The sequence below is a fragment of the aff. Roholtiella sp. LEGE 12411 genome (assembly GCF_015206995.1).
Classification (GTDB): domain Bacteria; phylum Cyanobacteriota; class Cyanobacteriia; order Cyanobacteriales; family Nostocaceae; genus Komarekiella.
In genome coordinates, this window is the sequence record NZ_JADEXR010000082.1 from 1 (window position 1) to 26,644 (window position 26,644).

Genomic DNA, 26,644 nt, shown 5'->3' on the forward strand with positions numbered 1-26,644 from the left:
CCCCCTCTTCCCCTCCCCCCCCTCCTTGGTGGACACCAACAAAAACCTTTCTGGCAACACTGATATTATTTAGCACTGCTGGACTAGTTTGGTGGGGAGTCAGTAGGAGCGATGTCTACGACGGGCTACGCCTACGCAATCCAGAGGAAATCAAGCCCACACCAACCGCAACTATTACCCAGCCAGTCGATCCCTTAGCGAAATATTCACCAGCAGAACGTCAGCGCAAAGAAAAATTAAGCGATCGCCGTCAGCAGCTAGGGATTGATTTTAACTTCTACGTAAACTTAGTGAACCAAGTCTTCTGGGAAAAAAACCCTAGTTTACAGGGGCGCACTCTCAGCGATGGCCCCGAAGATGAAAGTTTGCGAACAGAATGGGATCAAACCGCCGCCGAATTATTAGAAAAGCTCGCCTCACTGAGTGCCAAAGCCCGTGGGCAATTGGGTACTTACACAACTGCTGAACGCGATCGCTGGAAAGTGGAAGTCAACCAAATTAACGTTGGTAGTCGTTCTTTATATGATTTGGGGGATGCTGCCTTCTACCGTAAATTTCCTGAGCAGCGGGGTAAAAATTTCCAAAACCAGCCCATCGGACAAGTTTGGTACGGGTTTGTTAGCGATAAACTCAGTGCGATCCTCGCTGGTAGCGCTTTTCAGAAAATTGTCTTTGATCAAGGCGCGACTGGCAAAACAGTCAGCGGTACTCTCAAATCCGGTGATGGTAAAGTTTTCATTGCTGGACTTGCCAAAGAACAATTTATGGAATTGAAACTACAAGCAAATTCCCAAATTTTGCTCTCAGTCTATTCCCCTTCAGGCAAAATCGCATTTTTGGAAGATTCTAAACAGCGTACTTTGTCAACTAAATTACCAGAATCTGGATTTTATGAGTTTGTTGTCGTTTCTACAGCATCAGCACCAGTAGATTATCAACTCAGCATCACAGCGGAAAATCCTACCCCTCCTCCTACGCCAACACCAACGCCCACAGAAACCGCCACACCTATGCCGACACCAACTCCCACTGAAACCGCCACACCTGAACCCACACCGACATCTACACCTATACCTACACCTACTGCTGAGGTGACGCCTCAGATCCCTGATTAATAAATTTTACTTGACGATGCTTCTTAGTCCATCTCGAAAAAGCTGAAAACTTCTAGAGAGGTTGTTTTCTACATCCATGTGGGGAGAAACTTTCTCAGCAAAGTCAATTTTTTGTAAACCTGTTTCATAGCCATATTTTTTGAGGATCTTATCTAGTTGCTCCCATGTACCGCCTTTGATAGTATCTGGATTCCGAAATTTAGCTTGTTGGGATAAAGAAACTGGGATCTTTTCATATTCAGCCCTAATTGCTGTTACATCACCTAGAAACCATGACTCCAGTTCTTCTACAGCAATTCTATGGAGAACAATATTTCCTTTTTGTTTAGTCACAACACTGCTAGCATCACAAAGTTTCCTCTTTAACTCTTGGCAATCAGCTCTATCTTCATCTACTAAAATCACGATCCGCCAGTCATCAGGTACAAATTTAGCATAAGATTTCATCCGCTCAGGCAGTCTTTTTAAAAGTCTACCTTTATTTTGAAAGTTATGAATTTTCAGCGTATGAGTATCACCTATAATTTTAGGGACAATAAAATTTAAAGCAACTTCAGTTGAAGGTTCTTCTACTAAAAACTCTATGTGCATAATTGCTACTACTAGTAAGGTAATCCTCTAAGATATCCCTCAGACCACAGATCACCTAAGCCTGCTTGGGATTCTATAAAATGTTTAGCATCATCGATTTTGTCAGCCCTTGTAACAGTTGCATAACCCTTGTCATCGCGTTGGAAAATCCAGAGTTGTCTAGCATCTTTTATTGTGTTAACAAAAAATGGGGAGTGGGTAGAAACAAATACTTGTGCGCGTTGCGAGTAAGCCTGAGCTTCCTCACTTAATGAGTCAAGAAGTCTATGGTGCAGTCCATTCTCTGGCTCTTCAATACAAAGTAGCTGAGGAGGATTAGGGTCATTTAATAATATTAAATATGCCAGTAACTTTAGCGTTCCGTCTGAGGAAAACCTTGCTAAAAATGGCTTACTAAAAGGTGCATCTTTAAATAAAAGAGCCAGTCTACCATCAATTGTTGGCTCCGACTCCACTTTTTCTAACTGGGGAACACGGCTAGCCAGTAACTTCAAAATTTTAGATAAAGTTTCTTGATGTTCATCAGCAAGGTATTGAACTACATTAGCAATATTGTCTCCTTCACGAGAGAGATGTTCCATTGCGCCAGCAGTCGCTAGCTGACGAGCTTGATCTGGTATGAAATAAGATAGAAACCATCCCTCAATAAAACGGCGCAAACTAGCAATACGTGGGTTATCTGATAATTGACCTATAGTTTTAATAGCCAAGGAACTGGGGTCATCCATTTGATAGTGAATTCTTTTATCATTAATTTCGGGATTTTCACCACTAATTACTTCACCTCCCCCATTTTCAAACTTCAGAAAATCAAATGGTTGTCCATGAGAACCACGCCTCCATTTGAGAGTTTCCCTTGAAACAATTGGCGCTCCATTTTGTAAAGCAATAGCAACTGTATAGGTGATTTTAGGAGAGTTATTATCTTCACGATACTGAATTACAATTTTAATTTCTTGGCCTTGACAATCACGGGAGATGACTTCTTGAAATCTTCCTCGCTTTTCTAACGCTTTGCGAACATTAGTAGTAAGGCAATCTGAAAGAAAACCTATCACATCAAAAAAAGTAGTCTTGCCACTACCATTAGGGCCAAGGAAAACGGAAAAAGGTTTGATATCCTTTAGGGTGACATCTTGGAGAACCCTATAGTTTTTGACTGAAATTTCTTCAATTCTTGCCACTACACTTTCACCTCCACAACTCTGGTGGTATCGTTGCCAAAAATGCTAATAAATATAGTAAGGGTACGGTACACCGCACCCTTACCAGAATTATCAAAAACTACCAGATTTTTTCAATAGCTTAAGGGCTAATTTTCTTAAGCATCATCTAAAGCAGCAATTCCAGGTAATATCTTGCCTTCGAGCAACTCTAAGCTAGCGCCGCCGCCGGTGGAGATGTGGCTCATTTGATCGGCTAAACCAACCTTTTCTACAGCCGCCACCGAGTCGCCGCCGCCAATGATAGTGGTTGTGCCAGTTTTGCTAATTTCAGCGAGAGTATGAGCGATCGCTTCTGTACCCACCGCAAACTTATCAAATTCAAACACACCCATTGGCCCATTCCAAATTACCGTCTTACAATCAGCAAGGGCTTCTTGGAAGACTTTCACCGAGTCGGGGCCAATATCCAAACCCATCCAACCATCAGGGATGTTCTCAATGCTAACGGTTTGAGCATTGGCATCTGGGGCAAAGTTATCTGCCACTACCACATCTGTGGGAAGCAATAAAGCAACACCACGTTCCTTAGCCTTAGCTTCCAAAGACTTCGCAAGTTCTAGCTTGTCTTCTTCCACCAACGACTTACCAACATTTAAACCACGGGCTTTATAGAATGTGAAAATCATCCCACCGCCGATAATCAACTTGTCGCACTTCTCCAGCAGCGTTTCAATCACGCCAATTTTACTGGAAACTTTAGAACCGCCGATAATTGCCGCCAAAGGACTTTGGGGATTTTCAATCGCGTTTTGCAGATATCGCAATTCCTTCTCAACCAAATATCCAGCCACAGAAGGACGCAAGAATTTAGTCACACCTTCAGTAGAAGCATGGGCGCGGTGTGCAGTACCGAACGCGTCATTTACATAAAAATCAGCATTCGATGCCAATTTTTTCGCAAATTCTGGGTCGTTTTTTTCCTCTTCCTTGTAAAAGCGGACATTTTCTAGTAGCAGTACTTGCCCATTTTGCAATGCTCCCACTTTGGCAGCAACTTCATCGCCAATACAGTCATCAGTCTTAACGACTTCTTGCCCCAACAACTCAGAGAGGCGCTTGGCAACCGGGGTTAAGCGCAGTTTGTCATCCACGCCCTTGGGACGACCAAAATGGCTTGCTAAAATGACCTTAGCTCCCTTCTGCGTCAAATCTTTGATAGTAGGCAGAGCAGCGCGAATGCGAGTATCGTCTGTGATGTTATTTTGATCATCCACAGGCACATTAAAGTCAACCCGCACTAAGGCGCGTTTACCAGATACATCAGCGGCAGATAAATTTGCTAAAGTTTTTTTGGACACACCAAACCCTCCTGATTGCCTTTTTGTTATTGTTTTGAAAGTAGAACCATCCAGATTTTACCGGAGTCAGGGGTGCAGAGGAGACACAGATGTTCAAGACTGTTTTATTTCCAATCGATCAAAGCCGGGAAGCGCGGGAAGCTGCTGACGTAGTTACCAATGTTGTGCAACAGTACGGTAGTCGCCTAGTACTGCTGTCTGTGGTGGAGGAACCTTCCCCAGACGAGCCTAGTGCAGATCCAATGGTGTCACCAGAGGTAGTTGCCAAACTGCTAGAAAATGCTCGAAATTTATTTTCTCAGCAAGGAATTCAAGCCGAAGTTCTAGAACGACAGGGCAAACCAGCTTTTACCATCTGCGATGTCGCTGATGAAATCGAGGCAAATTTAATCATTATGGGCTGTCGGGGGCTAGGCTTAACTGAAGAGGGCGCAACTGATAGCGTTACCACGCGCGTAATTAACCTTTCCCCGTGTCCAGTATTGATCGTGCCGTAAAAAGCTTGTAGCGTGCGTTACACTGCGTTAACGCACTGCCTTAAACTGCTTTGATGACTTTATTGTTTATTTGGCATAAAGTAATAGGTGAAACAACACCATTCGCAGCGAAAGCTAATACATTTTCATCAGGAATCCTTAGATTTGCATTCCCTGCATTCATAGCTGTTAATACATCATGACCAAAAATGCGTAGAAATTCCACCACTGGTAATGGGAAGTTTTCATCTGTATAAAGACGTGCCAATTTTTAATATTCCAAATTTTAGAGCATTAGTTCCTCATTTTCTCGGATTGCTTGTTCAATTTCTTGTTGTACTTCAATTTGTCACCCCAACTCTTTAAATAACTCCGCCAACACTACATTAGAAAACAAAAACCCTTGGGGATCACTCAAACGCAACCTTCCCTCTACAACTTCCACCCAACTGTGATCAAAATAAGGTTGTAAACACTTGCAAATCTCCTCTACCTTCTCTTCCCCAAACTTCTGTGTTAAAGCTGCCAAACTCACACCTTCCGCTAAACGCAACCCCAACATTAAAGTTTCTAACAATACTTCTTCTGGAGGAGTCACTTCACAATCAATCACACCACCAGCTTGCACCCACTGATAATATTCCTTAGTCTTACGTGGACGAGTAAAGCGTTTCCCATCTACATAACTCGCTGCACCCATACCAAAGCTATAATAAGGGCGATTTTCCCAATAAACCCGATTATGCTGACACTGATGACCAGGCTGGGCATAATTGGAAATTTCATAATGCTCATAACCTGCACTAGTCAAAACTTGCTGCGCCATCTGGTACATTTGGACTGTGGTTTCATCTGTTGGTAAAGGATTGTCACCAGGTTTGTAGTAACGACCAAATGCTGTCCCCGGCTCAATGGTAAGATCATATATGGATATGTGAGTTGGTGCTAATGCTACTGCTTTTTCTAGAGAATTCTGCCATTGATCTAAAGACTGATGCGGTAAGCCAGAAATCAAGTCTAAACTAAATTCGGGAATCTCAACTTGGTGGATTAATTCCACAGCTGCAAAAACATTATCAACCGAGTGCGATCGCCCCGCAACTTGCAATAATTCTTCCTGAAACGCTTGCACACCTAAACTTACCCGGTTTACACCCAAGTTACGATAGCCTGCTATATGTGCTAAATCAAATGTGCCTGGGTCGATTTCCATTGAAATTTCTGCTGTGGGAGCAACACCAAAACGCTCCTCAAGTGCTCTCAATATACGTTGCAACTGTTCTATTGATAACAGCGAAGGAGTACCGCCACCAAAGAAAATTGTCTTTAGGGATTGACCAAAGGCACGTGTAATGGCAATTTCTTGACATAGCACCTCAACGTATTGAGAAATCGTACCCGATGTTTCGCCTCGCAAGCGATCGCCCACAACAGACACAGGGAAATCACAATAAAAGCACCGCCGTCTGCAAAAAGGAATATGTACATAAGCAGAACTTGCAATCCCAGAAATACCCACTTTTTGACTCATTTTGAGGAAGAATTAAATTAACCCAATTGCTAATTACAAACAATGAAAATAAATAGTTTATTTACGAGTTTTTATCGTTTTACAACAAAACAATGAAAAATATTAAGATAAAACTCTTTAGTTATAATGATTGCAGATATTGCCTGCCTAAACCCTTAGTGTAAGTCAATATTGAACTGATTAATCTATACTTACCGATGAGATAAAAAATACTTAACTCTATCGGTTAACACAGTTGCAGGAAAACAAGACAACCATGCTTGACGCCATTATTATTTTCTCATTTATCTTAGCAGCGTCGGGAATTGGGTTCTACAGCACTGAACTGCTACCTAATGGAACCCTAGACCGGGTGACGAATCTTGAAGCTTTACGCTTAGTTGTTGCTGTCTTTGCTGCCATTATTGGCGGTGCGATCGGGTTGAGTTTCCAGACGACATATCGTCGTTTAGAGGCACAAGTCCGAGAAATGCCACTTGAAATTATCTTAACTCGTGCCATTGGTTTGGTGATTGGGCTATTGTTAGCCAACTTAATGTTAGCACCGTTATTTTTGCTACCTATACCGACGGATTTCGGATTTATTAAGCCGCTAGTGGCAGTTGTTGGCAGTATTATACTTGCCGTCACTGGGATGAATTTGGCAGATACTCACGGACGCGGCTTATTGCGATTTATTAATCCCAACACGGTAGAAACAATGGTAGTGGAAGGGACACTAAAACCCGCCAATACCAAAGTTTTAGACACCAGTTGTATTATCGATGGTCGGATTGAAGCACTATTAGAAACAGGCTTTCTAGAAGGGCAAATTATTGTGCCGCAGTTTGTTTTGCAAGAACTGCAACAGGTAGCTGATGCAAGCAAAGACCAAAAGCGGGTGCGGGGAAGACGAGGGCTAGAGATTCTCAACCGAATTCGGGAAACTTACCCCGATCGCATCCTGATTAACGCAGTTGACTACGACGATATTCCCACAGTTGATGCAAAGTTAGTGCGCTTCGCCCAAGAAATTAGTGGTACACTCCTAACCAATGACTACAACTTATCAAAAGTTGCCAGCGTTCAAAAAGTGCCTGTTTTGAATGTTAATGATTTAGTCAACGCCGTCCGTCCCAGCTATTTACCTGGTGACAACCTTGACTTGAAGATTCTCAAGGAAGGTAAAGAGCCAAGTCAAGGCATTGGCTACCTAGATGACGGCACAATGGTTGTTGTTGAGGAAGGTAGTAGTTATGTGGGTGGTGAACTACGAGTGGTAGTCACCAGTGCTTTACAAACCACAGCAGGAAGAATGATTTTTGCCAAACCCCAAGCTTCAGCATTGGCGTGAGGGAAATGCCAGGTACGATTAGAATAAAATTGTGCGTACGCGCAGCGTCGGCGCAGCCATCGGTGCAGGTTGACTGCACCGATTATTTATTTGGACTCATCAGACTCAGTTACTTGCAAATACTGTAACTGCTCAATTGATAGCCCTGTCAATCTTGCTATCTGTTCTAATGGCATACCAGTATTGAATAGATTACTTGCCACTTCAAGTAAAGCTTCAGCTTTCCCTTCAGCTTTCCCTTTAGCTCTCCCTTCTTGTAAAATATCTTGATAAATTGCTGACTCGCGCATAATATCTGACCTCAAAACTCGTCTGATAACCTCTTTATCTAATACTAAACTAGCTAAAATCGCCGTGGAAGCAGCAATATTACTTTGAGTTCTTGATTCTGTAATACCATTAATTTCCCGTGCCACTTCGTTAAGTATAACTTCTGGTTCAATAGTACTACTTAGCACCGCCAAAGGCAGAAGTCCAGGTGTTCTCAGAAATACTTCGGTTGGTTGTTCCCAAAGTCTAATAACTGAAAATTCATGGCGTGTTCCAGAAATTGTAAATGTATTTTGTTGCACCAAATCTGAATTTGTCTCCTTGAGGTAAATTACGACTTGATGCATTGCTTTGTCTGGAAAACGGCGATATACTCGCAATCGATAGTCAATCATCCGAAAAGGAATTTCTGCATCGACTTGGGTTTGAAATTCCAAATGTAAGATGTTTTGCTTCGACTGTAGCAGAATTAGAGCATCAGCGCGAATGGGTTCAATAGATAATTCTTTTGGACTTAGTTCAGTTAAAGTAATGGGTTTGCCTAATAACCAAGTGGCAAAGTCACTGGAGAAATTTTCAGCTAAAAATTTGCAGATATTGTCAAACATTTAGGAATTCTACCAAATAGCTTGCTAATTTGCTATGGCATTCTTAATTCATTTTTGAGCAACAAAATCACCGGAAAGCTTATAAATATGCACTTTTAGTTTACATATTGTCTATTAAATTCGGATTGCTGTATGTTTATGAATTTTTTAATCCGAACATTTACATATTCTAATTTTCATAAATTTCTAATGGTAAATTATCTGGATCTTGAAAAAAAGTAAATTTTTTACCTGTAACTTCATCAATTCTGATATTCTCTACCTCTATATCGTGAGACTTTAAGTAGAAAACAGTTTGCTCAATATCATCAACTTGGAAAGCAAGATGTCTTAAACCACAAGCTTCTGGATTGCTGGCTCGTGGCGGAGTATTTGGGAAGGAAAATAGCTCTATTTGAGTATTTTCTCCAACTCGTAAATCTAATTTATAAGAATTTCTCTCGGCGCGAAAAGTCTCTTGAATAATCGAAAAACCTAAAACTTCTACATAAAATTTTTTTGAGCGTTGATAGTCAGAACAAATAATAGCTACATGATGAATACCAGTAGTTTTCATAAAAATTAATAATTATTAGAAGGTTATTCTTGTAAAACTGTTTTTGACACAATTCTAGTTTTCTTGCGATCGCCTTCCGAAAGTTCTTCACCAGCTTGCAGGCGGGTGGCAGAAGTTTGCAACACTGTGGCTGCACTTGTATCTCCTATTTGGAGAGCAGTTTTGGCAGCTGTTTGCAGTAATGTTGCAGCGCCAATGCGATCGCCTTGTTGTAATTTGGCCTCGGCTAGCTGGGTTTGCCGATACTTAGCTAATGTCAAAATAGACTGTTGCACTTGGGAATCAGTCACAGGCTGATAAACCCGAACCACATTCGCATACACTGGAATAATCGGGGAAAGTATGCCTTGTTTATTCTCTGCCGGGTCATCATAGCGGATTTGAAGATGCCCAATCACCTGTTTACCTTCTGGTAACTGTCCCAGATAAATATTAGCCAAAACTACTCGTTTCATATCCTTCATCAAATCTCCCAAGCGCACGGCAAAGCCTCCATCAGCTTCTTGTTGCACTGGTAACTCAATTGTGTCTGGAGCAACTTGGGCGATGGGTTTAAATTCTGCCAGTCGGACATTGGGGACTAAAGATAGTAACAGATAGGCATTGGTTAGCCCAACAGACTGAATGCGTTTAAATAAACGGCTGAACTGCTCAACTGCTTGTTCAGGACGCTCAATGTGAGCTAGAGTCCCACCACTCACATCGGCGATTTTTTCTAATAGATCCTGATTCCAGCTATTGCCAAATCCCAGAGTGTTGATAGTTAGATTGAGCTTAGCAGCCCTTTGGGCAAGTTCCAGGCAACGCTTGTGATCATCCGCCCCAATCTCCCACTTCCAAATCCGTAAACTGCTTTCACCATGACCATCAGTTAAAAGAAATGCCTGGGAAACATTCCCCTTTGTACCTTTCATCAATTCTGTGATCCCCAACGCCAAACCATCCGCAATTACCGTCCCACCGCTAGCATTCAGTTTGCTTTTGATTTGAGATTTGATGCCTTCGGGGTCTAGAACAATTTGGTTAGGGATAATGACTTCAGTAGAACCAGCAAAAGCAACAACTGAGATGCGATCGCCTACTTTTAATCGATCGATTAATCCTTCTACTGCCTGGATTACAGTTTTAATTGGTTGCCCATGCATGGAACCACTTTTATCCAGAATTAAGCAGAGGTTGAGTGGCAAATTTTGGTCAAGTTCACCAGCAATCGCCGAAATCGAAATTGCCAGTTGACGCTGGCTACTGGCTTGAGCCACATCAACACTTGTATCATTTAGCGCCGATAGCAATTTAACTTTCATTTACTAGGAGGGGTATCTTGCAACACAGTTTTTGAGACAATCCGAGTTTTCTTGCGATCGCTATCGGATAAATCTCCACCAGATTGTAACTGTGTGGCAGAAGTTTGCAACACTGTTGCTGCACCTTTATCTCCCATTTGTAGGGCGGTTTTGGCAGCTGTTTGTAACATCGTGGCTGCACCGGTGCGATCGCCCTGTTGCAATTTCGCCTCAGCTAACTGGGTTTGTCGATACTTAGCTAATGCCAAAATAGACTGTTGCACCTGGGGATTGAAGTCTGCTTGGTAACGCTCAACTACATTTGCATAAACTGTAATATTTGGCGTAAGTAAACTTACCTGATTGGCAGCTGGGTCATCGTAGCGGACTTGCATATTAGCGATCGCCTGTCTACCTGTTGGCAATTGTCCCAGATAAATATTAGCTAAAATCATCCGTTCTACATCTTTCATCAAATCTCCCAAGCGCACGGCAAAGCGTCCATCTGCTTCTTGTTGGAGTGGTAACTCAATTGTGTCTGGGGCAACTTGGGCAATGGGTTTGAGTTCTGCTAGGCGAACATTGGGCATCAGGGAGAATAGTAAATAAGCATTAGTCAATCCCACCGTTTGCATCCGGTTGAACAAGCGACTAAATTCTTCGATTGCCTGATCGGGTTGTTGAATGTAAGACAAAGTACCTAAGCCCGCATCAGCAATCTTTTCTAAAATATCCTGGTTCCAGTTGTTCCCAAATCCCAAAGTGTTCAACGTCAAATTATAGCTAGCAGCTAATTGGGCGAATTTTAAGCAGCGATTATTATCACCGTGTTCATTTTCCCCATCAGTTAATAGAAATGCATGGGAAACAGTGTCTTTTTTTCCCTTCGCCAACTCTTCAATGCCCAAGCGTAATCCTTCATCGATCGCAGTTCCCCCATCGGCAGTTAAGCGGTTGATTTGCTGTTTAATGTGTTCTGGATCTTCGATGCTTTGATTGGGTACTAAGACTTTGGCACGGTGATCGAAAGCTACAACACTGAGGCGATCGCCACTCTTGAGTCGATCAACTAGACGAGTCGCTGCTTTTTTGACATTTTCTAGCGATCGCCCATTCATCGAACCACTATGGTCAAGAATTAAGCATAAATTAAGTGGGACTTTGCGATCTAGAGTTTCGGCGATCGCCGAAATTGAAATTCCCAACTGACGTTGACTGCTCAGTTGATTCGCATCTAAATTACCATCGTTCAGGGCAGGCTGCAAGCTAACCTTCATAACCCAAAGTTCCTATCCGGGATATACATATTTATCAATAACTTCAAAGCACAACTTTAGCGCTACGGAAAACCTATCCAACACAAATACATTAATATATTCAGAATATCTTAGAAGCCTAGCATTGGCAGATGCGGAGCTACTTTCAGTATTAGGGAGAAATCCACACCTTGAACAGAGCTAGCATCGCGCTAGGATGTATTACAGTTAACGGCATAGTTTCAGGCGATCAGTTGCTATGGACATTTCCCCCATCAAGGCTGTTCAAGCCCCATATTACGGCGATAACTTCTACCGGACACCGCCGCCAGATTTACCTTCTCTCTTGCTGAAGGAGCGAATTGTCTATCTGGGAATGCCTCTGGTGCCTGCTGTCACGGAATTAATCGTCGCCGAACTGCTCTATTTGCAGTCCGACGATCCCGAAAAGCCGATTAAAATCTACATAAACTCCACCGGCACCTCCGGTTACAGTGGCGAACCCATTGGCTTTGAAACCGAAGCCTTCGCTATCTTTGACACAATGAAATATATCAAGCCTCCTATTCACACCATCTGCATCGGTTCCGCGATGGGTATGGCAGCGATGCTTCTGAGTGCTGGCACAAAAGGTTGTCGCGCCAGTCTACCCCACGCCTCTATTATCCTGCACCAGCCCAAGAGCTACGCCCAAGGTCAAGCAACGGATATTCAAATTCGGGCAAGGGAAGTTCTGGTAAATAAAGGAGCGATGATTGATATCCTGAATCGCACCACCGGACAGCCTCCTGAAAAAATTACTAAAGATATGGATAGGCTGTTATATCTAACACCCTATGAAGCTAGAGAATACGGTTTGATTGACCGAGTATTTGAAAAAGAAGAACTCGCCAATCCCCCACTACCCGCCAGTGTCCTCTAATTTGTCCTTTGTATTAGACAAATGACAAATGACTAATCACAAATGACTAATCACAAACGGAGTAACGAAAATGCCTATAGGCGTTCCTAAAGTTCCTTACCGGATGCCCGGAGGGCAATATACAGATTGGATTAGCATCTACGATCGCCTTTACCGGGAACGGATTATTTTCTTAGGGCGAGATATTGATGATGAAATTGCCAATCAAATTATCGCTGTAATGCTGTATCTGGATTCAGATGATCCAGGTAAGGATATTTATTTATACATCAATTCTCCCGGTGGGATGGTTACATCTGGCATGGCTATTTTTGATACCATGCAACACATTAAATCAGATGTAGTAACTATTTGCGTGGGTTTAGCTGCTTCAATGGGGTCTTTCCTCCTGGCAGCTGGCACCAAAGGTAAACGGATGGCATTACCTCACTCGCGGATTATGATTCACCAGCCTTCTGGTGGTACCCGTGGGCAAGCAACTGATATCGAAATTGAAGCTAGAGAGATTCTGCGGATTCGTCACCAACTCAATCAGATTTATGCTGATAAAACAGGTCAGACCATAACCAAGATTGAAAAAGATATGGATCGGGATTTCTTTATGTCTGCCGAAGAGGCTAAGGAGTACGGTTTAATTGACCGTGTGATTGAAGAACGTCCGTAGAATTGGGGGGAGTGGGGGAGATAACTGAATAATTACTCTTAATCCCTCTCTTTTTTTCCATACCTCTCCCCCTCCTCCTGTCTGCCCTTCCCTCGACAAACTGTCAAAACTGAACTTTAAATTAGAAAATTAATCTTTATGATTAATAGTCCTGGCTTTAAACTAATAGCTGGGTATTTGATAGCTGATAGCTCAAGATGGATCTTGGAGATTGCTACCGTTTATTAGGTTTAAGATCGGGCGCCTCTTTTGCCGACATCAAAACGTCGTACCGACGACTGGCGCAGCAATATCACCCCGATATCAACCCAGATGACAAAAAAGCGAAAGATAAGTTTATTGCCTTGACAGAGGCTTACAAACTTTTACTGACAGTAGTATTGCCAGAGGAAATAACTAAAGAGTCAAGTAAGTCATCAACTTTTGAGTCTGATGATGGCAAAGTAGCACCTCGGGAAAAAGCACCAGCAACTACGGTAACACCTCAACAAGAGCCGACATCAAAGCCGCCTAATCTTTTGGAAATAGAACAGCGGCTGAAGTGGAAGACTTATGAGCAACTACAGCGGTTTTTGCAAGAAAGACGGTTTCCACAAGCAATTGCCTTAGCGGAAGCTTTAGCAGAACGATTATCAAAAGATGCGGAAGTCCGCCAATGGCTAGCAGTTGCCTATCAAATTTGGGGACGGGCGTTAATTACCGAAAATCAACTGCTCAAAGCAAGAATTTATCTTAAAAAAGCCTTAAAGACAGACCCCCATAATAAGGCTCTCTGGTATGAGGTGCAGCGGGATTTCCAGCGATTAGAGCAGATTATATAAAAAATTTTTCTGGTTATAGGCTAATTGACAAAAATCTAAGCGTATAAATTCATACTAATCATACTTTTGCTACTTTTTGCGATCGCTAAATATAATTATCAAGATGATTACAAGAAATTTTTTATTTTTTAGTCAGGTTTAATTAATGGATGTAGTGGACTCCAGAAGTATTTCAATTATCAACTTTTTAAGGAAAGAAAATGCTGTTTTACCACGTCTAAACGTGAGCAGTTCCAATAATCAACATGTGAAACAATCAAACCATCTGAGTTAAGACGTAATTCACTCCAGCCAGGGATAGAAATACGTGGTTTCCAGGGCAGAGGAGTATTCCAACTAAGTGTCCAGTCAGTTTTAATTACGTTCCCATCTTTTTTAAGATCATGTAAGTCCATTTTGGGATTTAAAAAAAAAGTCTGGATAAATTTAATCATCCATTTATAGCGTTTAACACCATTAAATTTATTCAGAGGATCTTGAAAATAAACGTCTGGATCGTAAATATTGTAAGTTTGATTAACTGGAAATCTTTTATAGTCTTCTTTGAGGATTTCAATGATATCCATAATGAATAGACTGATTTGTAAATTGATGTAAATGATCTCAGCGGAGTGCAGATAATAAATTCACTTTAGCAATTGGAATTAATTCTCATTCCACAGACGTTCTAACTGACGCCGCCAAGCACCTAGCACTTCTGCCTGTGCCTCTGGGGTTTGTTCTATTTCACCCAGTAAACCTTCTGCATAAAAGCGTTCCAGGTTTTGCATAGTAGCTTGAAGAGATTGTCCTTGCTGCTTTGCTGCCTGGATAATTTGGCGGATACGGTTTTCAATAAGTTGATTAAATACATCATTTAATCCAGCTTGATGCAGAGACACAAGTCTATTAATTGCATTGAAAAAATCTGCACTAACTAAAGTATTAATGTTGTGTTGAAATACTCCCCAAACTACACCTTCATACAAAGCGTAGCGTACTTCCTGAGTGGTATCAAAGTTAGCTTCTAGTAATTGTCCTAAAAAGGGTTGAGCTTCTTGTGCAGGCACAATAGGTAGTAAAACTCGTAGCCAAGTATTATCTTCGGAAAGTAGCACCAACAGTCGAAAAGTAGAAGTATCTACTTGCCACGAGCCTGGGGCGATCGCAGCAACAGTTTCTGTGCCAAATAATTCTGTTAAGGTAGATGCAATTTCTTCATTCGTCATAACTTCTTAATTATTGTATTTTTTATAAATCAAAAAAACTGACCCAATTGGCCCAGAGTTTTCTACATATATTTTCTGATTGTAATACAATCCTGGAGACATACCTCCATCAAATAATATCCCTTCTTGAATCGTACCTAAACAGTTATTGCGGGCAATTCCTTCCAGAACATCATCAAATATATCTGGCAGTAACTCTTGATTAACTTGAGATAACTCAATCGCTGAATTAGCTTTTGCGTCATTCACCAACAGAATCACATACCCTTTACTAGTGATAGCTGCCATAGAGCGATTAGTGGCATTTTTACAGGCGAATTCTCCCAAGTCTTGACAAATATCTTTAAATTTACCCTGACGATAGAATCTACCATTACCTCCCACCAGATTGTAATTAAGAATATTCTTTTTTCTTCTGCCAGCCTGGATGGTAGCCTGTCGCTGCTTGGGTGTACCTCCTGATATACCAAATGAAGAACGCTTATTTTTAAAAGCTCCCGAATACTCAACCCCACGAGAAATATTTAATCCTTGTGGCTGATCATCAGTCCCTATATAGTCAGCATTAATCGCGGCAATGGGTAGTTGTCTGTCTAATTTGGCATTTGCATCAGTGATGAGTTCACGAAACTGTTTTGGTATATATTCTTTACGCAGTTTACCTCTGGCATCTTTAGCATATATCTGATGAGATAGACCAACATTAACTTTAAAATCTAATTCTTCTGATTTGGGATTAAAAATAATTACATGGTTGATCCCTCTTTCAAATTTGTCACCTCGATTATTAGTTTTGAAAAATCCAATACTAAATTTACTATTATTACCAAGACAAGTTTTAGATACTTTGGGTGTTGAATTTGCTTCAATCTTTGTACAACCTGAGAATAAGTTTGCTGCAATGACCGAGATAAATAACAAAACTAATTTTTTTGTAGACATATAATGTAAAAACCCGCTATAGGATTACTATAGCGGGGAAAAATTTAAGATTTCAGTCTAGGATTCATCTAAAAATCAATTAAGGGAGCCATTCTAGAACAGCTTCTTCTTTGATATTAGTATTCCGGGATGGTGTCTCACGATTAAATTTCATGTGAATTGATCGGGTTTGTTCACCATCAGCAGCCACAGCCAAAATTGGGTAGTCAATTAAACCATCCTGGAAGGACATCTGGAAGCGGAATGTACCATCTGGATTCAGCTGAATCGGACGGCCACCAATCGTTACGGTAGCATCAGGTTCAGTTGCGCCATAGACAATTAGCTCAGCATCGGCAATTAACCAGAATTGGCGCGGACGTACTGGCACAGCGGAAGCCGAGAAGCCAACACCCGACATTCCAGCGCCGGACATGGTTAAACCAGATACGGTAGGAACAGCCCACATACCCACACCAGATGGGAAAACATAGGAACTGATGGCTTGTTCGGGACGCGCGGAAGCTGGTACTTGCTGCATGGAGCCGAAGATAGAACCAGCAACTCGTTGTGCTTCGGCGGACTCAGCCAAGCCAAAGATTTGGTCGTATAGGGGGTTGCTACTGTCATTGCCATAGGCATTGGCATTGCCATTCACAGTCGCTACCTTCTTAGCAGGGGGAACCAGTTCGTACTGAGTCTGTCCGCGCAAATCTTCTTCAAAGTTCACAGTGATGAAGACATCTTCAATCCAGTCGGAAGGATAGACGGGAGGAATGTGTACTCTAGCAGAACGCGCTAATACCAACCAGCGACCATCAGCAGCACGATAACCAACATCGATTACGTAATCGCGATCGCTCACTGGAACTGGTAGATACCATTCTCTGGCTAGTTCATCAGCAGGATATTCTTGAATGCTATGAGGGCTTTGGTACTCGATATCGATGTCGGTGACATCATAAATCCGCAGTGCCAATTGTTGTCCTCCTTGCCGACGTAGTTCCTGTTTATGTTCATTAGGAACATCCCAGTAAGTGTAAGCCCACTGAGGATCGCGGGGTAACAGGACAATGCGGCTATCACCATAACCTGCTGGCAGATCCGCAATTCCTTCGTCAACATCAGCAAAGGAACCACCAGTACGATCTTCCTGACCTAATTCAAATTTTGCTGCTTCCACGGTTTCCTGTGCCTCCAGTGAGCGAGATGGGATAAGCGAAATTTTGCCGCGCTGGACTTCTTGAATTGATGCCAGCAGTTGTGATTTCCGCATTCGGCTATAGCGAGAGATGCTATATTCGCTGGCAACTTTGCGTAGTTGCCGTAATGTCATCTCTTCTAAGGGTGGGCGTTCTTTTGCCATTTATTTGGCCTCCAGTAGTTTAAGCGGTAAATGATTTTCCCTGGTTAAAGAATGCTGTATAAAATGTCATCCACTCCAGATGAATTTCTTATTCCTGACTCCTGGTTTTGCCCAGTTTTTAAGTTTTTTAGTCTGTTTTTAAATTGAGAGTGACTCACTTTCAATTCCTGTTCATGCCATAGTCAGCATTTCTTTGGGATCGGAGGAGTTCTTTTGATAAGTATATATAACCAGTAACCCTCTGTAGGGATCAAGGGGTCTCAAGACGTTTTTTTGGTTGTTTCACGAATTTATCAGTTCTCTCGGGATCAATTTGTTATGCTTCTATGACATTTGGGTGATTAGTTCTGGTCGGCCCTCGGACAAATGTCAAGATTCTATAACATTTTTGACGTGGACAAGCACAGGACTGTAATCCACAGATGAAGAAAATGAAATTGTGGATTGCATTCCTGTGCCCAAATTAGACTAGCAAAAGCTAAGGGGATTCTAGACAGCGATCGCTACCCAGAAAACCCGATTATTTCCAAATTGTCGTAGAAACCTATAGCCTAGGTGCAAACCAATTCCCAAACGGGATAGCAATAAAGCGCCGATTGAAAATATGTGGGTAAAATTTTTCTATTACTGTATCGCCACTAATTAAAATTCCTAACCGCTCTGAATTTCAACTGCCGATCAACAGCTTATCAATCGGTTTGAGCCATTACCTGGTCAAATCTATCTAATTACGTTAACTAATAACTGACATATTCTGGATACGCCACGCACCTTTTAACCGAATTAAATTATACCGAAGTCGCAAACTCTCTTCAGAAGACTTTTTAAACTGACCATTTTCATAAAACTGCGTGACTTCTCTGACTGTAGCTACTACAGCAGCACGATCCGGGTTTAACTCAATGTTATTTACAGATTCCACTTTGAGAGTGTGGTTGTACTTCCGGTAGCGGTTATCTAACCTATCTTGCTGGGTAATTAATCGCCATTGAGTTAGAGCTGAACCAACTAAAATCTGCTCTAAACTATCAATGTCATGATTTGGCCCTAAAGCTGCGACCTTGGTGGATAGCCAAGCCTGAATCACTTCCTGTGCAGTTGTATCCGTCAGAGTTCCCTCTGGCGGTTGTGGGTTGCTGTTTTTGTCAGGAATTGGTAATGGTGGTTGATTAAGTTGGACGAATAATTGTTGACCTTGCAAAGACGGTGTGGGGAAAAAAAGATTTTTTAGCCATCCAAAAGCTGTTGTGACTACTACCCAGAAAACTAATAGACCTACTAGAGAAATAAACACCCTCCACACCAGCCGCGTTTTCCCTTCTAGGGTGTTAGCAAAAGTTCGCCGTCGTCGAGGATGACGATGATGATTATCTAATACACGCTCGCGTGGCGGCACTTGAGTGGGCTTTCGCTTCCTTCGCTTTCGATTGTTACCAGATGTAGCAGCTTTAGCTGAACCGTTCAAGTTGCTGTTAGTGCCTCTGGCGATGCGTTCGGCAGTAGGAATAGGAATTGGTGCCGCAGGTACTTCCGATTTTGCAGTCCCAGATGTATTCCATCTGGGTTGCGAGAAGTTTGCATATTCAGATCTTTCTTTTATTAGTGTTTCTGGCAACTCTGGGTCAGGTGTTATGTTGTCATTGAATTGCCGAGGAACCCTAGTTGAATTGCTGCGGCTATGCGTATTATTTGTCTGTGTCTGGGAAAAAGGCTGGCGGTTAATTACAGCCCATTCATTAGTTGTTTCTGCATCCGTTGGTAGTGCTTCTAAATAAGCTTGAACTTGTTGATCGGCAAAATAGTTTTTTAGAGAAGCTTGCTGCCTTGCAAAATCTCGGAAGTGCGGAAATACCTCATGTTGCAACCATTGTTCTCCGTATAGACACAGCCCAGGTAGCAAGTCTGGAGAATCTTGAGATTTTTCTCGAATAAAAGCTATGGCTTCGTACTCCTGACTCAGATCTAAAACACGGGTTGCTTCTTCGGTTTGCCCCAGTAGTAATGCACACAGCGATTGTTCTAAGTGTACATCTTGGCGTTTACCCAGGCGTACTAGCATTTGCCTGGCTTGACTAATTAAAGCTGGTTGACGTTGAGCAAATCCTCGTGCTATCAAGGCATAAACAGCCAAGTAGGTAGCAACAGCAGAGGGACGTTTACTTTCAGCTTCAAATAACTTGTGCTGTTCTGCGACTGTTAAGTGGTTGCGTAACTGTTGAATGAATCGCAAAAAGTCATCTATGTTTAACCCAGATAGATCATTGCCAGCGCCATCAATACCACCACGATCTTCTAAGATATTTTGCAGTAATTCCAAACCTTGACGCCGTTCGGTGGTTTTCTCTAGAGGTAGTGCTAATAACTCCAAAATTCGATATGGTCGCAACTTGTAAAGATCTGCCTGAATTTCAGCCTGTACGCTGGGGAAGAACCCTTCGCGTGATAGCAATTCTTCACCAGTTTCTAGAGATGTGGCAGCATTTTCGTAGTGACCTTGCTGCCATTCCTCGCGTCCTAGTTCTAAACAGGCTAGGGCAACGGTGAGAATAACATCTGGACGCTCAGGACTTTCGTGGATTTCTTCAATTGGGAGATTATTGTCTTTGTTGGCACTTGTGGCACCGTTTTTCACCAGGTACGGACGGCCCAGTTTCAGAACGAGTTCGTATTCTCCTAGCTCTTGCAGAATTAATAAAGCACCAACTAATTCGTCTTGGACAATTTCGATGCTAAGACTTTGTGCGTCAAGACCCTTTTTGTGGCTTTCCGTGCGGTTTTCCACTGCGGCAGCGGCGGCGCTATTAGGGTCATAGGCATGAGCAAGATAAAGCTGATCGTAGGTGCTACGTTCTTTTGGATCTGATAAAACCACGTAAGCTTCTTCTATGAGTTGTTTGCGAGAAGAAATTGCTGCCTGAGAATACTCGCGTCGCGGCAATTGTACAATGCGATCGCTGTATGCTTGCCGCAATTGTTCATTACTTGCCGCTAACGGTAGTCCTAAAATTCGGTAGTAATCTAGTGGAATTCGCACAGCCTACTTCCCCTGCACCGTGATCAGCGTAATTTACCTAGAGTGTTCCAGGCATGTAAAACCGTGCCATAATGCCGTGTAAAATTTACACTACAAGTGTATATTGCAACAACCTGTTTTGTACCTTCCCGAAATTTTGAGTCACATTCTAGTATAATTTTGCCTTCGCTTAGAAAGCGTCAGCTTTTTGTCTTAATTCTTAGTATTTTTCGTTTAACACAACTGCTATTAGCATCCTATACCGTAAGGTAAAATTACCACTTTTAGTGACGGCATATACAATGTTGTACTTGCAAGAATCTACTATATGATTCTCCTTTCAGTACTCCCTGCCGGATGCGGTAATCGAACCACCGCCTCCAAGGGTTGAACCTGATAACAATATGGGAGAAGCAGATTATATCATGGCTAGATTTTAATTACAATTACCTAGCTAGGTATATGATTTTGACGTCCATTTTCTCTAAATTGTTAATGGATATGCAGAAAGCAGTCTATCCTGATTGCTAGCCTATGAGGGGGAGTAAGCAAAGAGTGGTGAGTGAGTCATGAGTAATTAAAAATAATACTCATGACGCAAAACTGAGAACTCAGAACCAATGAACTATTGCATACAACCCTTTTTGGTGCATAAATAAATTTGATTGTTGACTCTTGCAAACGCTAGCCTGTTAAAAGCTAAAACATGATGAGAGCAACTTAATTTAAGACCGTAACTTTTAAGTTGTACAACACGGACACTCAAAAATAATGGTTCACGAACGCACATTACCTACATTTAATACTGCCACCGTCCACATTACCAAACAAGAAGGGTTGCGGTTGTACGAAGACATGGTTTTGGGGCGCTTGTTTGAAGACAAGTGCGCCGAAATGTACTACAGGGGTAAAATGTTTGGCTTTGTCCACCTGTACAACGGTCAGGAAGCCGTTTCCACTGGTGTTATCCAGGCGATGCGGCCAGGTGAAGATTTTGTTAGTAGCACCTATCGTGACCACGTTCATGCTCTGAGTGCAGGCGTACCAGCAAAAGAGGTAATGGCAGAGTTATTTGGTAAAGCCACAGGTTGCAGCAAAGGACGTGGTGGTTCCATGCACATGTTTTCTGCAGAACATCGCTTGCTAGGTGGCTATGCTTTTGTGGCTGAGGGAATTCCTGTAGCAGCTGGAGCAGCATTTCAAAGCAAATATCGCCGCGAAGTGCTGGGAGATAACAGCGCTGACCAAGTTACAGCTTGCTTTTTTGGCGATGGTGCTGCTAACAACGGTCAATTTTTCGAGACGTTGAACATGGCAGCCTTATGGAAACTGCCAATTATTTTTGTGGTAGAAAATAATAAGTGGGCAATTGGTATGGCTCACGAGCGAGCAACTTCCCAGCCAGAGATTTACAAAAAAGCCAGTGTATTTAATATGGTGGGTGTGGAAGTAGATGGTATGGATGTACTAGCAGTGAGAGCAGTAGCACAAGAAGCTGTAAGTCGCGCTCGTGCAGGTGAAGGTCCGACATTAATTGAAGCACTTACCTACCGTTTCCGTGGTCACTCCCTAGCAGATCCAGATGAAATGCGAAGCAAAGCTGAGAAAGAATTTTGGTTTGCTCGTGACCCAATTAAGAAGTTGGCAGCTTATTTAGTTGAGCAAAATCTGGCAGATCAGCAAGAACTCAAAGCCATTGATCGTAAAATTCAGGATGTAATCGACGAGGCAGTTAAGTTCGCCGAAAGCAGCCCTGAACCAGATCCCAGCGAGCTATATCGCTTTGTATTTGCAGAAGACGAATAAATTTTGGGACTGGGGCATGGGAGAAGAGTTTTCCCTTCTACCCCTCGTACTCCTCCTTTCTGACTCTTTTCAATGCCCAATGCCCAATGCCCAATGCCCAATTTGCAAAATACTCAGGACTAAAATTTGTGTTTAGCATTGCAGTTCAGCAGCAACAGTATAAGACCTACATTCTTTCTGACGAAGGCGCTGGTTCTCAATTGGAAGTCGTACCAGAACGCGGTGGGATCATCACCCATTGGCGCATTCAAGGGCAAGAAATTTTCTACCTGGATACTGAACGCTTTACTCATCGTGAGTTGAGTGTCAGAGGTGGGAACCCAATTTTGTTTCCTATTTGTGGCAATCTCCCAGATAATACTTACACTCATAACGGGCAAAAATATACTCTAAAACAACACGGTTTTGCTCGTGAATTGCCGTGGTCAGCAACAGAACAGAAAACTGAAGATAAAGCTAGTCTCACTGTCGTTCTTAATAGCAATGAGCAAACCAAGGCTGTTTACCCTTTTGATTTTCAGCTGGCTTTCACCTACGAACTTCAAGGTAATACCCTAGAAGTCCGTCAGCAGTATAAAAACTTGTCATCCACACCAATGCCCTTTTCGGCTGGTTTCCATCCTTACTTTCTGTGTGGTGATAAAACTCAGCTAGAGCTTGAAATTCCTTCTAAGCAGTATCAAGATAATCAAACTAAGGAAATTCACTCTTTTGATGGCAATTTTGACTTTAGCCGTGATGAAATTGATTTTGCCTTTGGAGAGTTAACAAGTCAATCGGCTACTGCAATAGATGGCAGGCGGAAGTTAAAACTCACCTTAGATTATGATGATTTCTCTACCTGGCTGGTATTTTGGACAGTCAAAGGCAAAGAATTCTACTGTCTAGAACCGTGGAGTGCCACCCGTAACTCTCTCAATACTGGTGATAACCTGACTGTGTTAGCACCAGGAGCTAGCCACACGGCATCTGTCAGGTTGACTGCTAATTTTTTCTAAACCCCTTTACAAATCTACAGATGTATATGCTATTATGACAAAGTTGCGAAATGCAGCGAAAGGGTCGCTAACTCAACGGTAGAGTACTCGGCTTTTAACCGATTAGTTCCGGGTTCGAATCCCGGGCGACCCATATTAAAAAAATAAACTTAATTTTCGCCGTGCTGTACTAGTAGAGCGATCGCACTTACAACTAAGTATTAAATAAACAAGTAATAAATTATACTAAGAACCGTTAATTCCAAAGCTTGGTTGAGCCGAGTAATCCATAACCTCAGTGTGAATATACATCGAGAGATTTCGATTGAGTTTCAAAGGACATTCGGAATTCCTGATGATCAAATATACCCACTTCCGCAATACAATTTTGTGAGGTTGGGCAAAAAAAGTGCGATCGCTGATCATTCACCTCATAAATGCGATCGCATTTACCCATTACAATAAATTTCCGCAATTCGGTAGCATAGCCATAGGCTCATCCCAAATGCGATCGTCAAAAAGCAAGCCTATCGCCGCAATAGACCTGTCCTAAAACTTGAAAGCAAGTACACACAAGGCTTTTAGACTAAACCTTGCAGATTTTCTGTCAACGTAATAATTAGGGTTTGATATCGTTACTGATAGTTTAGACAAGCAAAATACAGTTTTATAATTATAGGCGATCGCTATTATTGTCTAATTTAAGTAACTGCTAAAATCAAACTACCAATTCTCAACCTTACCAATCCACAAACCGTGAAAATTATATCATTGTAAACATCGTTTTTTAGTCGGAATCTTTGTGATGCTATTTGAAAAATTTTCACCAATCTTATGAGATGCTCAATATATATCCGATTACTCGAAAATACTTTATTTTCTTGTTTTTGTGCATCACTTAATTCCTGGTTTCTTTTTTTCTTGTGAGGAGTCTTTATATTTTTACCACCCTGATATCCCTTGTCGCCTCCAAATTCTTGTTTGATGTGAAATTTTTCTTGTTGAGTACGAAATAAATTTATGTCCGCAGTTGGGCCAGGAAAGCCTACTTCTACATCGACAATATCCTGAGCTTCTGGAAGACCAACAAACTGATTTTTTCTAGGATGTTGTTTTTTCTTTCCTGAATAGTATTTTTTTTGCTCTTCTGGCTGTGATGGTCTATTTATAGGCTGTTCTGCACTATCAACTAGTAGCTGAAATTTGGTTAAAATCTCTTGAACAATTTCCAAATCACTATCTATTGTTGAGACTTGTTCGAGTCAGCTTGCCGGCAATATATCCCGAATAATTTTCCTCCAATAATGAAAATTATCATTTGCTTCTGTTTTGGAAATACCAAACAGCATTCCTAAAATTTCAAATGATGGCATTTGTCTGAGATAAAATAAGCATAATACTATTTGCTCAGAGAATGATAATTTTTGTGGTCTTCCACCTCCGGCTGCGTTAATTCTTACTTTTTGATTCTCCTTGATTTTTTCTAATTCTTTATGCTTGATTCCTGATGATTCTGTTAGCGAACGCAACTGTTCATAGCTAATACCTAATATTTGCTTTGTCCGCAGTGGATATTTTTCGATATAATCAAGTACAATGCACATTTTTACTTTGAGTAGTAGATACACATTTTATTTTTCTACCACTTTTTTATACCGTATTTATATTTCGGACAGGTCTAATGGAGTCAAAGAATATATCGTTTGGCAAGTTCTCGATCAGAAATTGGCTTGGTTTTATCTGGAACAGGGTGAGTACCTGGAGTTAGCCACTGATAGTAATGGAATTCTGCGAAGTCTAGTTTTCCCTGGGTTGTGGTTAGGGGTGACAGAGTTATTAGCAGGAAATATGCAATCCGTGTTGACTATTTTACAGTCAGGTTTGCAATCTCCTGAACACACAGCATTTGTTCAGAAATTAGCCAGTGAATGATAGCCCTAAACTATTTGGGATACAAAGCTACCAAAGCCTCTAAACGTGGGGTAGCTTACCCTACAGTAGAATAGGTCAAGTGTAGGGCATGTTTATGAATGATGGCATAAACTTTTTCAACATAGACACACGACACTAGTTATAATTTCCTATAAGTTGAAAAAACTCTTAAGATTTAGCGTAATTATTACGCTTCTCTCACACAGACTAGCTGATAACCACATTAGGAGGACTATCTATGGCGCTTGTACCATTGCGGCTGCTGTTGGATCACGCGGCTGAAAACGGTTATGGCATCCCAGCTTTCAATGTTAACAATTTGGAACAGATTCAGGCGATCCTGAAGGCTGCTGTAGAGACAGATAGCCCCGTAATTTTGCAAGCTTCTCGTGGCGCTCGTGCTTATGCAGGGGAAAACTTCCTACGCCACCTGATTTTGGCAGCAGTAGAAACCTATCCTCAGATTCCTATTGTCATGCACCAAGATCATGGGAATGCTCCTGCTACCTGCTATTCAGCAATTAAGAACAACTTCACCAGCGTGATGATGGATGGTTCTTTAGAAGCTGATGCTAAGACCCCCGCGAGCTTCGAGTACAACGTTAATGTTACCCGCGAAGTTGTAAATGTGGCTCATGCTTTAGGTGTCAGCGTTGAAGGTGAACTCGGTTGTTTGGGTTCTCTAGAAACTGGTGCTGGCGAAGCTGAAGATGGTCACGGCTTTGAAGGTACACTTGACCACTCTCAACTATTAACTGACCCTGATGAAGCTGTTGACTTCGTAGAAGCAACCCAAGTAGATGCTTTGGCTGTTGCCATTGGCACAAGCCACGGTGCTTACAAGTTTACCCGCAAGCCGACTGGGGAAATTTTGGCAATCAGCCGCATTGAAGAAATTCACCGTCGTTTGCCTAATACACACTTGGTAATGCACGGTTCTTCTTCTGTACCTGAAGATTTACTGGCGCTAATTAACCAGTATGGTGGTGCAATTCCTGAAACCTACGGCGTACCTGTAGAAGAAATCCAAAAAGGGATTAAGAGCGGTGTACGTAAGGTAAATATTGACACCGATAACCGTTTGGCTATTACTGCTGCTGTACGTGAAGCTTTGGCTAAAAAACCAGAGGAGTTTGACCCCCGTCACTTCCTCAAGCCTTCTATTACATATATGCAGAAGGTATGTGCTGAACGCTATCAGCAATTTGGCACGGCTGGCAACGCAAGCAAGATTAAGCAAATTTCTTTGGAAGATTTTGCTGCTAAGTATGCTAAGGGTGAACTTAACGTTGTTACCAAAGCTGCTGCTAAAGTTTGATTTTGTCAGAAAATAAATAGGGGCACGGTACTGCTATGCTCCTTAAAGAGTGAGAATTCTAAATATTGGGATAAATAAACCGGGTAATATTTGATACCCGGTTTATTTATCCCAATATTTAGAATTCTCACTCTTTAAGGAGCATAGCAGTAC

Annotated in this window: 26 protein-coding genes, 1 tRNA gene and 1 pseudogene; 12 read left to right on the forward strand and 16 right to left on the reverse strand. The window is 41.9% G+C overall.

Annotated elements, in window-relative coordinates:
- Positions 1 to 1,115 (forward strand): annotated as a pseudogene (locus IQ246_RS17850) (serine/threonine protein kinase); the annotation flags it as partial.
- A gap of 6 nt (positions 1,116 to 1,121) precedes the next feature.
- On the opposite strand, the gene IQ246_RS17855 reads toward IQ246_RS17850, so the two are convergent.
- The 3 genes from IQ246_RS17855 to IQ246_RS17865 form a co-directional block, all read right to left on the reverse strand.
- On the reverse strand, positions 1,122 to 1,706 hold the full coding sequence (locus tag IQ246_RS17855) for a DUF4276 family protein (RefSeq protein ID WP_194004689.1): 585 nt from the start codon (positions 1,704 to 1,706) through the stop codon (positions 1,122 to 1,124).
- A gap of 11 nt (positions 1,707 to 1,717) precedes the next feature.
- Positions 1,718 to 2,890: an AAA family ATPase gene (locus IQ246_RS30960; RefSeq protein WP_194004690.1), complete on the reverse strand. Its 1,173-nt coding sequence runs from the start codon at positions 2,888 to 2,890 to the stop codon at positions 1,718 to 1,720.
- 137 nt (positions 2,891 to 3,027) lie between these two features.
- Entirely contained in the window at positions 3,028 to 4,230 is a 1,203-nt protein-coding gene (locus tag IQ246_RS17865; RefSeq protein ID WP_194004691.1) for a phosphoglycerate kinase, read from the reverse strand.
- An 89-nt stretch (positions 4,231 to 4,319) separates the two neighbouring features.
- Between IQ246_RS17865 and IQ246_RS17870 the strand changes: the two genes are divergently transcribed.
- The gene (locus IQ246_RS17870; protein ID WP_194004692.1) at positions 4,320 to 4,727 is read left to right on the forward strand and encodes a universal stress protein; all 408 of its coding nucleotides are present in this window, start codon (positions 4,320 to 4,322) and stop codon (positions 4,725 to 4,727) included.
- 40 nt (positions 4,728 to 4,767) lie between these two features.
- Here IQ246_RS17870 and IQ246_RS17875 read toward each other — a convergent pair whose 3' ends face one another.
- Positions 4,768 to 4,974, reverse strand: coding sequence for a DUF5615 family PIN-like protein (locus tag IQ246_RS17875; RefSeq protein ID WP_194004693.1), 207 nt, complete (start codon positions 4,972 to 4,974; stop codon positions 4,768 to 4,770).
- 81 nt (positions 4,975 to 5,055) lie between these two features.
- Positions 5,056 to 6,237: a radical SAM family heme chaperone HemW gene (gene hemW / locus IQ246_RS17880; protein ID WP_194004694.1), complete on the reverse strand. Its 1,182-nt coding sequence runs from the start codon at positions 6,235 to 6,237 to the stop codon at positions 5,056 to 5,058.
- 256 nt (positions 6,238 to 6,493) lie between these two features.
- Between hemW and IQ246_RS17885 the strand changes: the two genes are divergently transcribed.
- Complete coding sequence (locus IQ246_RS17885; protein ID WP_194004695.1) at positions 6,494 to 7,570, forward strand: PIN/TRAM domain-containing protein; 1,077 nt, start codon at positions 6,494 to 6,496, stop codon at positions 7,568 to 7,570.
- 86 nt (positions 7,571 to 7,656) lie between these two features.
- Here IQ246_RS17885 and IQ246_RS17890 read toward each other — a convergent pair whose 3' ends face one another.
- The 4 genes from IQ246_RS17890 to IQ246_RS17905 all read right to left on the reverse strand — a co-directional run bounded on the left by IQ246_RS17890 (position 7,657) and on the right by IQ246_RS17905 (position 11,564).
- Positions 7,657 to 8,448 carry an Rpn family recombination-promoting nuclease/putative transposase gene (locus tag IQ246_RS17890; RefSeq protein ID WP_194004696.1) on the reverse strand — a complete coding sequence of 264 codons (792 nt, stop codon included), beginning with the start codon at positions 8,446 to 8,448 and terminating at the stop codon, positions 7,657 to 7,659.
- A 169-nt stretch (positions 8,449 to 8,617) separates the two neighbouring features.
- On the reverse strand, positions 8,618 to 9,004 hold the full coding sequence (locus IQ246_RS17895; protein ID WP_194004697.1) for a VOC family protein: 387 nt from the start codon (positions 9,002 to 9,004) through the stop codon (positions 8,618 to 8,620).
- Between the two features lie 23 nt (positions 9,005 to 9,027).
- Positions 9,028 to 10,308 carry a VWA domain-containing protein gene (locus IQ246_RS17900; protein WP_194004698.1) on the reverse strand — a complete coding sequence of 427 codons (1,281 nt, stop codon included), beginning with the start codon at positions 10,306 to 10,308 and terminating at the stop codon, positions 9,028 to 9,030.
- Complete coding sequence (locus IQ246_RS17905) at positions 10,305 to 11,564, reverse strand: VWA domain-containing protein (protein WP_194004699.1); 1,260 nt, start codon at positions 11,562 to 11,564, stop codon at positions 10,305 to 10,307. The genes IQ246_RS17900 and IQ246_RS17905 overlap by 4 nt, the downstream gene beginning before the upstream one ends.
- 238 nt (positions 11,565 to 11,802) lie before the next feature.
- Here IQ246_RS17905 and IQ246_RS17910 point away from each other — a divergent pair, with 238 nt between their 5' ends.
- The 3 genes from IQ246_RS17910 to IQ246_RS17920 all read left to right on the forward strand — a co-directional run bounded on the left by IQ246_RS17910 (position 11,803) and on the right by IQ246_RS17920 (position 13,950).
- Complete coding sequence (locus IQ246_RS17910) at positions 11,803 to 12,465, forward strand: ATP-dependent Clp protease proteolytic subunit (RefSeq protein ID WP_194004700.1); 663 nt, start codon at positions 11,803 to 11,805, stop codon at positions 12,463 to 12,465.
- Between the two features lie 70 nt (positions 12,466 to 12,535).
- On the forward strand, positions 12,536 to 13,129 hold the full coding sequence (locus IQ246_RS17915; RefSeq protein WP_194004701.1) for an ATP-dependent Clp protease proteolytic subunit: 594 nt from the start codon (positions 12,536 to 12,538) through the stop codon (positions 13,127 to 13,129).
- Positions 13,130 to 13,326: 197 nt separating this feature from the next.
- Entirely contained in the window at positions 13,327 to 13,950 is a 624-nt protein-coding gene (locus IQ246_RS17920; RefSeq protein ID WP_194004702.1) for a J domain-containing protein, read from the forward strand.
- 179 nt (positions 13,951 to 14,129) lie between these two features.
- Here the strand turns inward: IQ246_RS17920 and IQ246_RS17925 are convergent, their stop codons facing one another.
- The 5 genes from IQ246_RS17925 to IQ246_RS17945 form a co-directional block, all read right to left on the reverse strand.
- Entirely contained in the window at positions 14,130 to 14,516 is a 387-nt protein-coding gene (locus IQ246_RS17925) for a DUF2358 domain-containing protein (RefSeq protein WP_194004703.1), read from the reverse strand.
- A 78-nt stretch (positions 14,517 to 14,594) separates the two neighbouring features.
- Entirely contained in the window at positions 14,595 to 15,158 is a 564-nt protein-coding gene (locus tag IQ246_RS17930) for a hypothetical protein (RefSeq protein ID WP_194004704.1), read from the reverse strand.
- A gap of 6 nt (positions 15,159 to 15,164) precedes the next feature.
- On the reverse strand, positions 15,165 to 16,100 hold the full coding sequence (locus tag IQ246_RS17935) for a phosphodiester glycosidase family protein (protein WP_194004705.1): 936 nt from the start codon (positions 16,098 to 16,100) through the stop codon (positions 15,165 to 15,167).
- Between the two features lie 79 nt (positions 16,101 to 16,179).
- A complete protein-coding gene (locus IQ246_RS17940) occupies positions 16,180 to 17,445 on the reverse strand; it encodes a DUF4912 domain-containing protein (protein ID WP_194004706.1) in 1,266 nt (421 codons plus the stop codon).
- A gap of 733 nt (positions 17,446 to 18,178) precedes the next feature.
- Positions 18,179 to 20,479 carry an IMS domain-containing protein gene (locus IQ246_RS17945; RefSeq protein ID WP_194004707.1) on the reverse strand — a complete coding sequence of 767 codons (2,301 nt, stop codon included), beginning with the start codon at positions 20,477 to 20,479 and terminating at the stop codon, positions 18,179 to 18,181.
- Positions 20,480 to 21,229: 750 nt separating this feature from the next.
- Here IQ246_RS17945 and pdhA point away from each other — a divergent pair.
- The 4 genes from pdhA to IQ246_RS17965 all read left to right on the forward strand — a co-directional run bounded on the left by pdhA (position 21,230) and on the right by IQ246_RS17965 (position 23,706).
- Positions 21,230 to 22,264 (forward strand): pyruvate dehydrogenase (acetyl-transferring) E1 component subunit alpha, encoded by a 1,035-nt coding sequence (gene pdhA / locus IQ246_RS17950; RefSeq protein WP_194004708.1) that lies wholly within the window; start codon positions 21,230 to 21,232, stop codon positions 22,262 to 22,264.
- Positions 22,265 to 22,392: 128 nt separating this feature from the next.
- On the forward strand, positions 22,393 to 23,262 hold the full coding sequence (locus tag IQ246_RS17955; RefSeq protein ID WP_194004709.1) for an aldose epimerase: 870 nt from the start codon (positions 22,393 to 22,395) through the stop codon (positions 23,260 to 23,262).
- 61 nt (positions 23,263 to 23,323) lie between these two features.
- Positions 23,324 to 23,395: transfer RNA gene (locus IQ246_RS17960), tRNA-Lys, on the forward strand.
- Positions 23,396 to 23,514: 119 nt separating this feature from the next.
- Complete coding sequence (locus tag IQ246_RS17965; RefSeq protein WP_194004710.1) at positions 23,515 to 23,706, forward strand: hypothetical protein; 192 nt, start codon at positions 23,515 to 23,517, stop codon at positions 23,704 to 23,706.
- Between the two features lie 236 nt (positions 23,707 to 23,942).
- Here IQ246_RS17965 and IQ246_RS30460 read toward each other — a convergent pair whose 3' ends face one another.
- Both IQ246_RS30460 and IQ246_RS30465 read right to left on the reverse strand, forming a co-directional pair.
- Entirely contained in the window at positions 23,943 to 24,473 is a 531-nt protein-coding gene (locus tag IQ246_RS30460; protein WP_244142073.1) for a transposase family protein, read from the reverse strand.
- A gap of 30 nt (positions 24,474 to 24,503) precedes the next feature.
- Positions 24,504 to 24,845, reverse strand: coding sequence for a transposase family protein (locus tag IQ246_RS30465; RefSeq protein WP_244141995.1), 342 nt, complete (start codon positions 24,843 to 24,845; stop codon positions 24,504 to 24,506).
- Between IQ246_RS30465 and IQ246_RS17975 the strand changes: the two genes are divergently transcribed.
- Together IQ246_RS17975 and fba are read left to right on the forward strand one after the other, a co-directional pair.
- Positions 24,838 to 25,173: a Uma2 family endonuclease gene (locus IQ246_RS17975; RefSeq protein ID WP_194004711.1), complete on the forward strand. Its 336-nt coding sequence runs from the start codon at positions 24,838 to 24,840 to the stop codon at positions 25,171 to 25,173. The two genes, IQ246_RS30465 and IQ246_RS17975, sit on opposite strands and share 8 nt — an antisense overlap.
- Positions 25,174 to 25,411: 238 nt before the next feature.
- The gene (gene fba, locus IQ246_RS17980) at positions 25,412 to 26,491 is read left to right on the forward strand and encodes a class II fructose-bisphosphate aldolase (protein ID WP_194004712.1); all 1,080 of its coding nucleotides are present in this window, start codon (positions 25,412 to 25,414) and stop codon (positions 26,489 to 26,491) included.
- Positions 26,492 to 26,644 lie beyond the last annotated feature (153 nt).